Source organism: Nitrospinaceae bacterium (assembly GCA_018669005.1).
Lineage (GTDB): Bacteria > UBA8248 > UBA8248 > UBA8248 > UBA8248 > UBA8248.
Genome location: JABJAL010000042.1, coordinates 1 through 12,996 on the forward strand (window position 1 = coordinate 1; position 12,996 = coordinate 12,996).

Below are 12,996 nucleotides of genomic sequence, written 5' to 3' on the forward strand. Positions count from 1 at the left end.
CCTGCTCTGATGCCCTGGTCCTGGAAATTGATTCTGCGAGCGGCCGAGAGCAAGAGGGCAAAAGTGTGCTCGGCTACCGAGAGGCTGTTCTGGCCCACGGCAGAGGTGACGACAATGCCGTTTTCCGCAGCGGCGGCAAGGTCGATGGAGTTCAGGCCGACGCCGGTTCTTGAAATGATTTTCAGATCCTGGGCAGTGGAGAGTACTTTTGCCGTGAATTCATCGTTGCTCGGCAGAGAGGCGACGACGCCGGGAAGTTCTGCGAGAAGTTGCGCCTCGCTCATGTGGATTCCCGTATCGTTGAGTTTTATTTCGAGGCCCGCCTCATCCTCCAGTGGACGCAGGAGGGGCATCGGGTCCCTGAGTTCCAATATCCAGGTCGTGGTGATCCACGCAATGCCCTTCGCCATTTAAAACTTTCCTCATATTCGACTGATGGGGCGCCCAGTATCACACGGACGGGAATCAGAGCGTGAAAGCTCCCAGCGGGGCGTTTCAAAAGGTCTCCGATAGGGATTAAGGGTGCCATAGATGTCCCTAAATCGCTATGCGAGGCGAGATGGTATGATTCAGGGGAGGTACCTGAAAATGATAGCCCGCTTTTCATCACTCCATAGGATTTCGAGCCCGAAGGTCGCCGCTATCCACGCCATCGTCTCCCGCCGGTAGAAGCACAGGTGGGTAAAATCCCGCCGGTAGTGCCAGTTCGCTCGAAAAACCTTCTCGCTCCAAAAGGCTGTCATCACCCCGAGAAGGCCGCCTGCATTTAGATGAGAGAGCAGACGTGTAATCTCCTCTCCTGGATTTTGAAAATGCTCAAAGGTTTCGGTCGATACGATGAAGTCGTAGGGTCCATTCGGGGGGGTGGGGAAATAGTGGGGGTCATAACGATCAATTGTATGCCCTTTTTTTTCAATTATTTCGCAGAGGACTGGCGAGGGCCCACAACCATAGTCGAGCCCGAAGGAGGCGGGCGAGAGCCGTTGGCCGAGGGGAGTCGCTATCGTTTCGAGGAAGGCGAGGTAGCCTTTGTCTCCCGGCGAATTTTGATGCTGGTCGTAGCGGGCGCGCTCGGCCTCGGGGGAGGGCCAATATTGCTCGGGAACGAAAATCAGGCGGCAGACCGGGCAGTGAAGATACTCGCGTCCATCGGCCTTATCATATTTTTCGGCCTCCGCCTCCCCGCATAGCGGGCAGGATGATTTTTGAGGCGTAGTGTCTTTCGGGTTTGTATCGAGCACTTTTCTCCCCTGCATGTAGCTCTGTTTAGTATGGTTGGCGAAGGTTGACACTTATCCAGTGTATCTTCTAGCTTTGGCTTCGGCGAAATAAAGCGCCCATATTTATATAAATTTAAATCCTCAGTTCTGGAGAACCAGATGATTCTGGACAAATTCAAGCTAGACGGCAAAGTGGCGCTTGTAACGGGTGCTGGCTCGGGACTCGGACAGGCGATGGCCGTCGCTCTAGCCGAGGCGGGTGCGGACGTTGCCCTCGCGGGAAGACGGGTTGAGGCGCTTGCCGAGACTGAAAAGCGCATCTCGGCTACTGGCAGAAGAGTGCTTGCCGTATCGGCGGACGTATCGAAATCTGAAGACGTGAAAAAACTTGTGTCAGCGTGTGAATCTAAACTTGGTCCCATCGATATCCTGGTCAACGGGGCGGGTGTATTCAGCGGCTATGACACAGTGGCGCTTGCCGAGGATGAATGGCGCCGCATTATAGACATCAACCTCACCGGAACATTTCTTTGCTGCCAAGCTGTGGGCGAGGGCATGTTCTCGCGTGGGCGAGGTAGCATCATCAACATCGCTACCTTTCTCGGGGATCGCGCCCAGCGTCCGGCACGCGCCGCCTACAATGCGAGCAAGGGCGGTGTCGCCGCCCTGAGCCGTGCGCTTTCAGTTGAATGGGGCACACAGGGTGTTCGTGTCAATTGCATCTCGCCCGGTGCCCACCGCACCCCCATGTTGTCCCCCGGTCTTGCTAAGCCGGGCAATGAGGAATGGTTGAATGAAAAAACTATTCTTGGCCGCGTGGGCGAGCCCGAGGACATCGCCGGGCTCTGCGTCTTTCTCGCCTCTGAGGCTTCAGGTTATATTACGGGCGTCAACATCTACGAGGACGGAGGGGGCTGGAGCTAGCACATTATGACTGAACTCGGCGCACTTATTTTTGATTTCGACGGAACCATTGCCGATAGCGAGCCGCTCCATCTGGCCGCTTTCCAGCGGACCTTTGCGGACGAGTGCGGTTTGGAACTCACGGAGGCCGACTACAAGGCCCATTATCTTGCCTTTGACGATCAGATGATGATGACCGCGTTTCTTGCCGACAGGGGGATGGATGTATTACCCGGCCGATTTGAAGAGTTGCTTGCAATCAAGGAGGCACACTTTGAGGCGCTCGCAGGCGAGCCACCCATTTTGCCCGGCGCCATTGCCCTTATTCGCGCCGCCTCTAAGAGGTGGCCGCTGGCCGTGGCGAGCGGGGCGCTTGAGTCTGAGATTCGGCCCATTTTGGAGGACGCTGGGCTAATCGATTGCTTTGTGACCATCGTTTCGGCCGAAATGGTTGAACGTGGAAAACCCGACCCCGAGAGTTTTCTAACCGCACTGGCGAGAATTAACGAAAAACGCGACAAAAAAATCTTGCCCTCGGGGGCTCTTGTTTTCGAGGATTCGATCCCTGGTGTTAGCTCGGGCCGCGCTGCGGGTATGCGTGTCCTCGCAATTACGAACAGTTTTCCGCGAGAGCAACTCAACCAAGCTGATCGCGTGGTGGACTCACTTGAGGAAATCGTCGACACTGAGGCCCTGGCGTCGTGGTTCGCCTCGTTGTCATAGAGATTTGTAAGGCTTTTTAAATTAACTACTTAGAAGGGCATTTCTGAGATGGCGATACTCAAGGTATCACGCATGGGCCACCCCGTCCTGAGACAACCCGCAGAGGAAATAGCGCCCGGGGGGCTCAAGAGCGACGAGCTCAAGGCGCTGGCCGACGACATGGTGGAGACAATGGTCGAGTATGCCGGGGTCGGTCTGGCGGCTCCCCAGGTGCATTATGGGGTGCGCCTTTTTGTCATTCAGCCCGATCCGGGCGATGAGACCTCGCTTCGCATCGCTGCCAACCCGGTTGTCACTCTGCTCACAGAGGAAACTGTCGAGGCTTGGGAGGGCTGTCTTTCCGTTCCCGACATCCATGGTTTGGTGTCTCGCTTTCTCAAGGTGCGGCTCGATGCTTTTGATCGAGACGGGAAAAAATACTCGGTCGAGCTTGAGGATTTCGCCGCCCGTGTTGCTCAGCACGAGGCAGATCACATGGATGGCGTACTTTTCCTCGACCGGATGACGAATTTGTCCAACCTCGCCTTTGGCGAGGAGTTCCGTCGCTATCACGCTCCTCGCCCCGAGCCTGAGCAAGAAGAGGGTGAGGAGACCTCGGATGAATCTTAAACGCTCCCCGATCATGGTCGCGTTCGCGTGGGTGCTATTTGCCTCTGTTGTTTTTTTCCCAAGTGTCAGTAGTTCTGAAGTCCTAGTGTCTGAGTACATGAAAAAGTGGAAGGGAAAAACCATACCAATTCGGGTAAAAGCGTATTTTGGAGGGATGGGGGATGGAATAAGCGCCGCTAACGATCTGGTTCGTCTTGCCGACCAGAAAGGTGTTTATTGTCGCCCCTCCAAAATTCTTGTTACTGCTGAGAATTACATTGCGATTCTCGATAGCTACCTTGAATCAGATAAGGGAAAAATTATACTCGGTGATCCGAGAGCGTCTGTTTCTGGTGCGATGATATTAGCGCTCAAAGAGGTTTTTCCATGCCTCAAACCTGGAGAGAAAAAAGCCTCGCACCATCACCACAAAGGTGGTCCAAACAAACCCCATGCCCATTAAAAGGTCCTGTGCGTGTATTAAGAATAGGTGAGCATGGGCCGGTGAGCCGTCACTAAAAGAAAAAAGGCCGCGGAGGAGCTATCCACCGCGGCCTTTTGTATTCCTGGTGCCCAAGAGAGGACTCGAACCTCCACAGGGTTTCCCCCACCAGCACCTCAAGCTGGCGTGTCTACCAGTTCCACCACTTGGGCTTGTGTCTTTCGACCCCGCCTTATAGCGCTAGGGCTCACTCCGTGTCAATTTTGTCTGGGGATTTAAACGGATGTGCCCTTGGAAAGGGGCTGGATATGCCTTATTTGGGCCTTGAGCGGGGATTAAGGGCGTCTCGCAGCCCCTCGCCAAACAGGTTGAAGGCTAAAACCACGATGAGGATGGCAAAGCCCGGAATGAACATCAGCCAGGGGGCGTCGAAGAGAAATTTACGCCCGTCCGAGAGGATGTTTCCCCAGGAGGCGTCGGGCAGCGGCACCCCGAAGCCCAGAAAGCTCAACCCCGCCTCGGTGAGAATAGCTGCGGGCACCCCAATGGTGGCAGATACGAGAACGGCTGCCAGCGAGTTTGGCACGAGGTGAAGAAAAATCAGGCGCTTGTCTTTTGCCCCGATGGCCCTGGCTGCCTCGATGTAGGGGCGCTCTCTGAGCGATAAAATCTCGGCGCGAACGAACCTGGCCGGGCCCACCCAACTTGTGATGCCGATGACGACCATGACGTTCCAAATGCTGGGCGGTAAAACCGCAATGGCCGTGAGGATGAGGAAAAAGGTTGGAAACGAAAGCTGGACGTCCACGAGAACGATGAAAATAGTGTCCACGTTGACGATGGGATGCCGTTTGAGAAAGCCGAAAGTGGGTAGGGACTCCAGCCACATGCCCAAGATGATCCCGATGAAAACAAGTGCGCCCTCAAGGGGGAAAAGATACCACCACGAAATTCCGCTGAATAAAAATCCACCGGTAATGGGAAAGAGGATTGCGCCCAGAAGGGAGGCTGGCCCGATTTGCCTGTTTCCGTGAAATCCCGCGATGCCCCCCATGAAGACCCCGAGGAGCATCGATATTCCCACGGCGACAAAACCGACCGCCATGGCGATTTTCGTGCCCTCGAGCATGCGCGCAAAAACGTCGCGCCCCAACTCGTCGGTTCCAAAAACGTAGATGCCCAATGGCGGCGCCTCCTCGGGTGCGACGGCATCGAGGTTCGGTTTTGCCATGGGTGGCCTAAAGCGGTCGGGAAGCCGGACGGTACTCGGGCTGAAATAGGGGTCATCGCCCGAGGTTCCCCACCAACCGACAACCGCCAGGGCTAAAAAGAAAATGAGGACTGTTGCGCCCCCCATGGCTAGGCGATCCTGGCGGAGGCTTCGCGCAATACGCTGCCAGGGGGTGAGGATTTCTTCCGCGAATTCGTCCGCTTGCGGCGTTTCCGTCCATGTTGTCATAGGCGAATCCTCGGATCGACGAGAACAAGGAGGATGTCGGATATAAAGGTGCCGATAAGCACGAGAATAGCGGCGAAGAAATTCAGGCTGATGACGATTGGGTAGTCTCGCGCAAGAATCGCTTCGAAGGCCATTCGGCCCATGCCCGGCCAGGCGAAGATTTGCTCAAAAATAACCGAGCCGCCAATGAGGGCCGGGAGAAGCATTCCGAACATGGTGACAAAGGGCAGCGCCGCGTTTCTAAGTGCATGTACATAATAAACCGTGTTCTCATCAAGGCCCTTTGCGTGTGCGGAGCGTACGAAATCCGAATCGATAACTTCTATCATCTGCACACGCACGTAACGCGATAAAACGGCAATGCCTCCAATCGCTCCTAGCACGCTGGGGAGAACGAGATGCCAAAGTCGGTCGTTGAGCCAATAGAGGAGGGGCGCTGTTTCCTGCCCGAAAGTCCGCATGCCCAGTACTGGAACTTCTAGGTATTGTACGGAGCCCATAATTACCAGATAGGCCAGAAAAAAACCGGGGAAGGAAATGAAGAAAAACGAGAGAAAAGTGGTCCCTCGATCATAGATGCCTCCCCGTGCAAGGGCCGCAGGTATCCCCATGGGAAACGCGAGGCACCAAGTGAGGATGGTGCCGACAATGAAAAGAGGCAGGCTGTTAAGGAATCGCCGCCATATTTTACCCAACACGGGTTGATTGTCTTTGAAACTTTTAAGTTCGCCAGAGCCGAGTTTTTTATAGAAGAGGAAGTATTGCTTCCAGAGCGGTTTGTCGAGATCAAAGGCGGCGCGGTAGCGGGCGATATCCTCTTTTCTAAAGCGCGGGTTGAGCGGGTCGATCTGGCTTGGTTGGCCCGGCGCCAGGTGGATGATTAAAAAGCTGACAATCGAAATGATCAGGAGCGTAAATGTTTTAAAAAAAGCTGTGCGTATGATGTATGCGCCCATAGCTCAGCCCTCAAGCCTTGGCGTGGCAGGGAGTTTTAGCCACTTGTGAAAGTCGTAGGTGTAGTTTCCCGTTCGGGTGGGGCTGATTTTTTTGTAAGTAGTTTTTCCGTCTTTCCCTGTTTCGCTCACGACAATTTTTCTGTCGAGCAGGGCGGTCCATTTTCCTACATATAAAAACGTGTAGGGCTGATCGCGGTAGATGATCTTGTGGAGGCGGTGGGCGAAGCCGACCTGTTTTTGTAAATCATATTCCTGGCGGATTTTGACGATGAGATCGTCCGCCTCTTTGTTTTTGTAGCCCACAAAATTGAGTTGGTGTGGGTTGGTCTGGCTCGAATGCCATATTTGATACAGATCCGGGTCGAGCCCCAGCCGCCAGCCTAAAATAACGGCGTCGAAGTTAAGTGCGTTGATATATTTTTGAAGAAAAACGGCCCATTCAACCCGGTCGAGACTTACCTTTACGCCGATGCTCTTCCATGAATCCTGAACCACCTGAGAGATGGCTTTTCGCGCCTCGTTGCCGTTGTTGGTGACGAGTTTAAAGGCGAGTTGCTTGCCGTCCTTGACCATTTTGCCGTTAACTTTTTTCCAACCGGCCTCGTGGAGAAGGCGCTCGGCCCCTTTCGGGTCATGGGGCAGGGGTTTGACGAGTTTGTTGTAGTGCTCGCTTTGTTTCACGAAGGGGCCCGTAATGTCTTCGGCCTCGCCATTTAAAACGTATTTGTGGATTTTGCTGGTATCGACCGCCATACTCAGCGCCCGGCGCACCCGAACGTCTTTAAAAGGTTCTCGTCGCATGTTGTAGCCGACATAGGTGAAGCCGAACGAGAGACCCGAGAAGACCTGAAAGCGTGGGTCTTTTCTCAAGCGCTCGACCTGGTGTGTGCCTGCCCCGTAGCTGTCCACCGTGCCCGCATAAAAGGCCATCTCTTGTGTGAGAGGATCGGGGATGATTCGCATGATGAATTCGCTGTATTTCGCCGGCCCCTCCCAATAATCATCATTGCGAACGAGACGGATAAGCTCGTCCGACTGCCATTCCTTAAACTTAAATGGGCCTGTGCCTATCGGGCTGCGGTTGAGGCCGCTGTCGCGAAGGGTAAATGTTTTGGGGTCGCGCCCGAGGCGTTTTGCTTCGGCCTCAAGCGCTTTTTTGCCCAGCAGGTGCTCGGGCAGAATTTGCATCGCCCAAGAACCGAAGGCGGGCGAGAAGAGGCGCTTATATGTGACTTTCACGGTGTGAAGGTCGGGTGTTTCCACTGTCTTGATGGGCTCGAAATCGGGGACGCGGGGCGAGAGGTTGCGTGGGTTCATGATCGACTCATACGTGAAGCGCACATCGCTCGAGTCAAATTCGTGGCCATCGTGGAAGCGAACGCCTTGCCTGAGTTTGAAGATGATGACCGGGTTGTGTTCGGTAAGGTTGACTCGCCCCAGAGCGGCATTTCTTAGCGGCTCGTCGAGACCCCCCGGAATATAGGGGGCGGGATCTTCAGCAAAGGCGCCCGAGCCCAGCAGGTTTTTGAGTTTTGTGAAAAAATCCTGGTCCACGCTTTTGAGCGTTACCTTCACGCGAGGGGGGTAGCGAATATCGACCTTCTCGCGCTTGGGTTTAGCGCCCTTCTTTGCGGGCGGCAAAAAGATCGAGACATCCCCTCCGGAGGGCGGAATGACTTCTACGCCGCTGATGTTGGTTGTCCAATCCGCGCTGCCTTTGGCCACGGCTGCCTGAATCTGCTCTTTCATCTCCTCGGCCGAGGGGCCACCGGGCAGAGGTACGAAATACGCCTCTTCGTAGATTTTCCAGGAGGAGGCGAGGCGGCCCCTATACCTGAGGTTCTTGTCTCGGTCGATGAGTCCATCGAACACATGGTCGACGATGGCGCCGCTTGTGGTATCTGAATGTAAAATGGGGTTAAGGATTTGGGCATCGCCGATGGAGCCCTGGATATATTGCGTGAGTCGACGGTCGCTTCCCTTCACCTGGTCGCTGAAGGTGGGGACCCAGAAATAGGATTGAACGAGAATAAAGGTGACGATGAGTGGTAAAAAAACGAGGAGCCGCTTGATGATCATCCATTGCCCCCGTGAGGCGAAGGAATTAGGAGCCGGGTTTTTCTGATTTTTGGCTCGTAGGGGCGGCGGTGCGGCCCGGCTTGGCGGGGGCGCTGCTCTCGGTTCTGGGCTTAATGGGAGTGGTGGGCACGATGGATTCTGTCTGGAGGCGCGAGCCAAAATAAGAAAGTAGTAGGGAGGTCACCATAAAAATGACGGCTGCCCCGGTGGTGAGTTTGCCGAGAATGCCGGAGGGGCCACCGGCCCCGAAGAGCGTGTCGCTAGAGCCGCCACCAAAAGCGGCGCCTATGCCTCCGCCCTTGCCAGCCTGGAGCAATACGAAAAGAATTAATGACACTGCAACAATAATATGGAGACCGGTAAGGAAAATAAACATATGCTTGCTCTTTAACTCCTTAAAAATGCCGCTCTGGAGGCTTAGACCCCTTGGGCGATCCGAATGATTTCGAGAAAATCACCGCTGACAAGGCTCGCGCCGCCAATGAGTCCGCCATCGATGTCCGGCTGAGCCATAAGCTCACCAGCGTTGCCGGGTTTCATGCTGCCTCCGTATAGAATACGCGATTTTTCGGCATAGTCCACCCCATATTGCCCTTTTAACTGAGCACGGATAAAGGCATGGACTTCCTGCGCCTGCTCGGGGGAGGCTGTCACACCGGTACCGATGGCCCAAATGGGCTCATAGGCGATGACAAGACCCTCGGGCGCGGACTCAAAGGCCGCGAAGATGGAATGTTTCATCTGATGAGCGATTCGCTCAAGGGTGCCGCCCGCCTCGCGGATGGTGAGTGATTCTCCGAGGCAAATAATAGGGATAAGACCTAGGCCGCTGGCCGCCGATGCTTTTGCGGCAACATGGGCATCTTCCTCGGCGTAGAGCTCCCGGCGCTCGCTGTGGCCCAAAATAACATGGGTGGCCCCTGCGTCTTTGAGCATCGAGGCGCTTACCTCGCCGGTGAAGGCGCCATCCTCCTCAGATGAGCAGTTCTGACCAGCCACGGCAATTGGAGAGGCGGCAACCTCATCAGCAACCGAGGGTAGCGCGAGAGAGGGAGGGCCGAGGACAACCTCCACCTTTTCAGCGGCCCCCGTCATGCCTGAAAAACCCTTGGCGACCTCTCCTGCGAGCACACGCGCCTCGCCAATCATTTTGTTCATCTTCCAGTTTCCAGCTACGAGAGGCTTGCGCAAGATTTTCCTCAGGCTCTGTAATTCATTTTATTAAATTAGATAGCCGCTACTTTTTGTCGGTCAAAGATGAAAGTCCGGGTAGCTCCTTGCCTTCGAGGAGTTCCAGGAAGGCGCCGCCCCCAGTGCTGATGTAGGAGATCCGGCGTGACTCGCCTGCCGTGTGAACGGCTACGTCCGTATCGCCGCCACCGACGATGGTGAGGGCGAATGAGCCTGCCACGTGATTGACCATTGCATAGGTGCCCCGGCTGAAAGCATCAACCTCAAATACGCCCATGGGACCGTTCCAAATAATCGTTTTCGCGTCCTGCAGGACTTCGGCGAATAAGGTGGAGCTGGCAGGGCCGATGTCGAGCGCATACCACTCCTTGGGAACTTCCTGGGCGGGAACAACTTTCGTTTCAGCAGAGGCCTCGAACTTGTCGGCGACCACATAGTCGCAGGGGAGATAGAGATTGACGCCCAAGTCCTTGGCTTTTTGAATGATCGAGCCCGCCGTGCCGACCATGTGCTCCTCGACAAGGCTGTTTCCCATCTCAAGGCCCTGCGATGTGTGAAACGTACCAGCCATGCCGCCGCCGATGATGATCTTGTCCATTTTGCCAAGGAGTCGCTCTATGATGCCAATCTTGGTGCTGGCCTTGGCCCCGCCCAGAATTGCGACGACAGGGCGCATCGGGTTATTCACAGCGCGCGAGAGGTAGTTCACCTCTTTGAGCATCAGGAATCCGGCTACTGCGGGCTGCAGGTGTTTCGTGATGGCCGACATCGAGGCGTGTTCTCGATGGGCGTTGCCGAAGGCGTCGCTGATGTATATGTCGGCCAGCGAGGCGAGTTCTTTCGCAAATTTGTCGGAATTTTTCTCCTCGCCCTCATGAAAGCGTAGGTTCTCGAGAATCAAAATCTCGCCCTCGTCCATGGCGTCAACCAGGGCCTTTACCTCGCTACCTGTGCAGTCGGGGGCGAGGGGGCACTCTTTGTCGAGAAGACGGCTCAGGCGTTTTGCTGCCGGAGCAAGTGAGTACTTTGAACTTTTCTTGCCTTTTGGTCTGCCGAGATGGGCACCGACAATAACGCGCGCCCCCTCGTCGAGCAGGTAGTTGATCGTCGGAAGCACCGAGCGGATTCTGGTGTCATCGGTGAGGTTTTGTTGATCGTCCAGTGGTACATTGAAATCGACCCGCAGGAAAACGCGCTTGCCCGATACCTCGATGTCTTCAATGTCGAGTTTGGGCGTCCCATTTTCGATCGCACTTGTTAGATTACCCATTTACAAAAAATCCCCTCAAGCAGGCTGGTTCGATTAGAGGCTCCCGCCCACTTTTTTGATCATGTCTACCATCCGGCACGAGAAACCCCACTCGTTGTCGTACCAAGAAATTATCTTCACCATTTTATTGCCTAGAACTTTGGTGGAGAGCGCGTCGATGGTCGATGAGGCAGGGTTTCCGAGAAAATCGATCGATACGAGAGGATCTTCGGTGTATTCGAGAATGCCGTTGAGGGCGCCATCGGCAGCTTCTTTGAGAGCCGCGTTCACTTCCTCGACCGTGACATCGGTTTCTAGTTCGGCCACAAGGTCCACCACAGAAACATCCTGGGTGGGCACCCTGATCGCCATGCCGTCGAGTTTGCCCTTCAGCTCGGGCAACACAAGCGAGACGGCTTTTGCCGCGCCGGTTGAAGTGGGAATCATGCTCACAGCCGCAGCCCGCGCCCGGCGCAGATCGCTGTGGGGCAGGTCGAGAATTTTCTGATCGTTAGTGTAGGAATGGGTCGTGGTCATAAGGCCGCGGCTGATTTTGAATTTGTCGTGGAGAACCTTGGCCACCGGAGCCAGGCAGTTTGTCGTGCAGCTTGCATTTGAAATGATGTGGTGGTTGGCTGGATCGTATTTATCATCATTCACGCCGAGGACGACGGTGATGTCCTCATCTGTTGCCGGTGCCGAAATGATTACTTTCTTGGCGCCCGCCTTGAGGTGTTTTTCGGCGTCGGCCCGCTTGGTGAAAATGCCGGTGCTCTCGACGGCGATATCGACACCCAACTCTCCCCAGGGGAGGTTGGCGGGATCTCGCTCGGAGAGAACCTTGATGCCCTTCCCGTTTACGATTATCTCGCCGTCACCGGCCTCGACTGTGCCATCGAAGCGACCGTGAATCGAATCGTACTTGAGAAGGTGCGCCAGCGTTTTCGGATCAGTTAAGTCGTTTACCGCGACGAAATTAATTTCTGTATCATTCTGGGCGGCGCGAAACAAATTGCGTCCAATTCTACCGAAACCGTTGATGCCTACTTGTATTGCCATGTTCGTGTTACCTCCGTCTCCCTTTTCTTGTTCGGGCTAAAGCGGTCCGCCCTCAGAGGGGGAGGACAAGCACAAGCAAGGGAAATGATTTGGAAGGGCCAACAATGGGCCGAATTCTACAGAATCCACTCTAAGCGTCAATCCGCCGGGGGGTTCCCGGGAAGGTGTTTAGGGTCAAGGGGGCTTTCATCCAGTCAGCCGCCTTTCCAGGTCGGGCAGTATTCGGTCGAACGCCTCGGAAATTGACTTGCTGAGCCATTTTTCCACGTCCCGAGGGGCCCAGAAAATGTTTCTTCGCGCAGTGGGCTCGATCTGGATAGTTTTTGTAATGACGGTCCCGCTTTTAGGGGAGGCGGCCTTGAGTTCTATTTGAAATACGCTTGCTGCCTGGGCCATTGCGAGTGAGTCGCGGCCCGTGAACCACAGGTCCAAAATTCGCGCCGAGATGACCAAATCTCCTTTGTTTCCCCATATATTATCAGTCTTGCCGTTCCAGTTAGATGGCAGGACTCGAATATTTCGTTTTGTGAAATAAGCGCGAACGATTTGCCCCACGGCGCCCGTTACTCCCTGGCGCGGATGAAACCTGTCTATCTCGTTGTTGAATCTGACCAACTCGCCAACGGCCCCTGCGGGGCGACCTGTCCGAGAATCTACGAATAGACCTAGTGAGACGGACTCGAGTTTTGAACTGGCAGCTAATTCGGCCTTATCCGAGGGGATATATTTCAGTGAAATTGGCAACTGATTAATTTTTCCGAGGCCGCAACCCCAGATAAGCAATAAGGTGAGGGTGGTGAGAATTACCGGTATTTTCCTGGGCATCATTGCAGGTCTCCGGGCGCTGCCTACCATCGGAAACGGGGATACTATCAATAGCGGGAAGCGTCAAGGCATAAGGAGGGGGTATTGCCCCTTATTAAAATAAGACGCGAAGGATTATCACCGTAATTCATGGTGTTTTTGTAGAAGGGGGGATGCTGAAGCTACGAGGGTTAGCTTTTCTTTTGATTCTTCCCGCGCAGCTTGGCCGTTTCCTCTGAATTGAGTGCGTAGCCCGGTGCCCGGCCCAAGGCGACGCCATAGACGGTTTTTGCACTATCCTTTGAGAGCATTCCGCGCAGTAC

At 54.8% G+C, this 12,996-nt stretch carries 14 protein-coding genes and 1 tRNA gene; 4 read left to right on the forward strand and 11 right to left on the reverse strand.

What is annotated here, in order from left to right; all coding sequences use genetic code 11:
• Together HOJ95_05655 and HOJ95_05660 are read right to left on the reverse strand one after the other, a co-directional pair.
• Positions 1-410 (reverse strand): hypothetical protein (locus tag HOJ95_05655; protein MBT6394167.1); only part of this gene is annotated, 410 nt, incomplete at its 3' end.
• Positions 411-569: 159 nt separating this feature from the next.
• Positions 570-1,256 carry a class I SAM-dependent methyltransferase gene (locus tag HOJ95_05660; protein MBT6394168.1) on the reverse strand — a complete coding sequence of 229 codons (687 nt, stop codon included), beginning with the start codon at positions 1,254-1,256 and terminating at the stop codon, positions 570-572.
• Positions 1,257-1,379: 123 nt separating this feature from the next.
• On the opposite strand from HOJ95_05660, the gene HOJ95_05665 reads away from it, so the two are divergent.
• From HOJ95_05665 to HOJ95_05680, 4 genes are read left to right on the forward strand one after another with little or no spacing between them, the layout of a single operon-like run.
• Complete coding sequence (locus HOJ95_05665; GenBank protein MBT6394169.1) at positions 1,380-2,144, forward strand: glucose 1-dehydrogenase; 765 nt, start codon at positions 1,380-1,382, stop codon at positions 2,142-2,144.
• A gap of 6 nt (positions 2,145-2,150) precedes the next feature.
• Positions 2,151-2,846: an HAD family phosphatase gene (locus tag HOJ95_05670; protein ID MBT6394170.1), complete on the forward strand. Its 696-nt coding sequence runs from the start codon at positions 2,151-2,153 to the stop codon at positions 2,844-2,846.
• 48 nt (positions 2,847-2,894) lie between these two features.
• Positions 2,895-3,455: a peptide deformylase gene (gene def / locus HOJ95_05675; GenBank protein MBT6394171.1), complete on the forward strand. Its 561-nt coding sequence runs from the start codon at positions 2,895-2,897 to the stop codon at positions 3,453-3,455.
• Positions 3,445-3,897 (forward strand): hypothetical protein, encoded by a 453-nt coding sequence (locus HOJ95_05680; protein MBT6394172.1) that lies wholly within the window; start codon positions 3,445-3,447, stop codon positions 3,895-3,897. Before def ends, HOJ95_05680 begins: the two co-directional genes overlap by 11 nt.
• 104 nt (positions 3,898-4,001) lie before the next feature.
• On the opposite strand, the gene HOJ95_05685 is transcribed toward HOJ95_05680, so the two are convergent.
• From HOJ95_05685 to HOJ95_05725, 9 genes are all read right to left on the reverse strand, one after another.
• Positions 4,002-4,088 (reverse strand) — tRNA-Leu (locus tag HOJ95_05685).
• Between the two features lie 101 nt (positions 4,089-4,189).
• Positions 4,190-5,335 carry an ABC transporter permease gene (locus HOJ95_05690; GenBank protein ID MBT6394173.1) on the reverse strand — a complete coding sequence of 382 codons (1,146 nt, stop codon included), beginning with the start codon at positions 5,333-5,335 and terminating at the stop codon, positions 4,190-4,192.
• Positions 5,332-6,291 carry an ABC transporter permease gene (locus HOJ95_05695; GenBank protein ID MBT6394174.1) on the reverse strand — a complete coding sequence of 320 codons (960 nt, stop codon included), beginning with the start codon at positions 6,289-6,291 and terminating at the stop codon, positions 5,332-5,334. The genes HOJ95_05690 and HOJ95_05695 overlap by 4 nt, the downstream gene beginning before the upstream one ends.
• 3 nt (positions 6,292-6,294) lie before the next feature.
• Positions 6,295-8,370, reverse strand: coding sequence for a peptide ABC transporter substrate-binding protein (locus tag HOJ95_05700; protein ID MBT6394175.1), 2,076 nt, complete (start codon positions 8,368-8,370; stop codon positions 6,295-6,297).
• A gap of 25 nt (positions 8,371-8,395) precedes the next feature.
• A complete protein-coding gene (gene secG, locus HOJ95_05705) occupies positions 8,396-8,746 on the reverse strand; it encodes a preprotein translocase subunit SecG (GenBank protein ID MBT6394176.1) in 351 nt (116 codons plus the stop codon).
• A 41-nt stretch (positions 8,747-8,787) separates the two neighbouring features.
• On the reverse strand, positions 8,788-9,561 hold the full coding sequence (locus HOJ95_05710; protein MBT6394177.1) for a triose-phosphate isomerase: 774 nt from the start codon (positions 9,559-9,561) through the stop codon (positions 8,788-8,790).
• Between the two features lie 46 nt (positions 9,562-9,607).
• On the reverse strand, positions 9,608-10,831 hold the full coding sequence (locus HOJ95_05715; GenBank protein MBT6394178.1) for a phosphoglycerate kinase: 1,224 nt from the start codon (positions 10,829-10,831) through the stop codon (positions 9,608-9,610).
• 33 nt (positions 10,832-10,864) lie between these two features.
• Positions 10,865-11,869, reverse strand: coding sequence for a type I glyceraldehyde-3-phosphate dehydrogenase (gene gap / locus HOJ95_05720; GenBank protein ID MBT6394179.1), 1,005 nt, complete (start codon positions 11,867-11,869; stop codon positions 10,865-10,867).
• 186 nt (positions 11,870-12,055) lie between these two features.
• Complete coding sequence (locus HOJ95_05725) at positions 12,056-12,697, reverse strand: hypothetical protein (protein MBT6394180.1); 642 nt, start codon at positions 12,695-12,697, stop codon at positions 12,056-12,058.
• Positions 12,698-12,996 lie beyond the last annotated feature (299 nt).

Coding starts and splice junctions, on each gene's coding strand:
- HOJ95_05660 (MBT6394168.1), bottom strand. CDS start 1,256: ATGCAGGGGAGAAAAGTGCTCGATACAAACCCGAAAGACACTACGCCT.
- HOJ95_05665 (MBT6394169.1), top strand. CDS start 1,380: ATGATTCTGGACAAATTCAAGCTAGACGGCAAAGTGGCGCTTGTAACG.
- HOJ95_05670 (MBT6394170.1), top strand. CDS start 2,151: ATGACTGAACTCGGCGCACTTATTTTTGATTTCGACGGAACCATTGCC.
- def (MBT6394171.1), top strand. CDS start 2,895: ATGGCGATACTCAAGGTATCACGCATGGGCCACCCCGTCCTGAGACAA.
- HOJ95_05680 (MBT6394172.1), top strand. CDS start 3,445: ATGAATCTTAAACGCTCCCCGATCATGGTCGCGTTCGCGTGGGTGCTA.
- HOJ95_05690 (MBT6394173.1), bottom strand. CDS start 5,335: ATGACAACATGGACGGAAACGCCGCAAGCGGACGAATTCGCGGAAGAA.
- HOJ95_05695 (MBT6394174.1), bottom strand. CDS start 6,291: ATGGGCGCATACATCATACGCACAGCTTTTTTTAAAACATTTACGCTC.
- HOJ95_05700 (MBT6394175.1), bottom strand. CDS start 8,370: ATGATCATCAAGCGGCTCCTCGTTTTTTTACCACTCATCGTCACCTTT.
- secG (MBT6394176.1), bottom strand. CDS start 8,746: ATGTTTATTTTCCTTACCGGTCTCCATATTATTGTTGCAGTGTCATTA.
- HOJ95_05715 (MBT6394178.1), bottom strand. CDS start 10,831: ATGGGTAATCTAACAAGTGCGATCGAAAATGGGACGCCCAAACTCGAC.
- gap (MBT6394179.1), bottom strand. CDS start 11,869: ATGGCAATACAAGTAGGCATCAACGGTTTCGGTAGAATTGGACGCAAT.
- HOJ95_05725 (MBT6394180.1), bottom strand. CDS start 12,697: ATGATGCCCAGGAAAATACCGGTAATTCTCACCACCCTCACCTTATTG.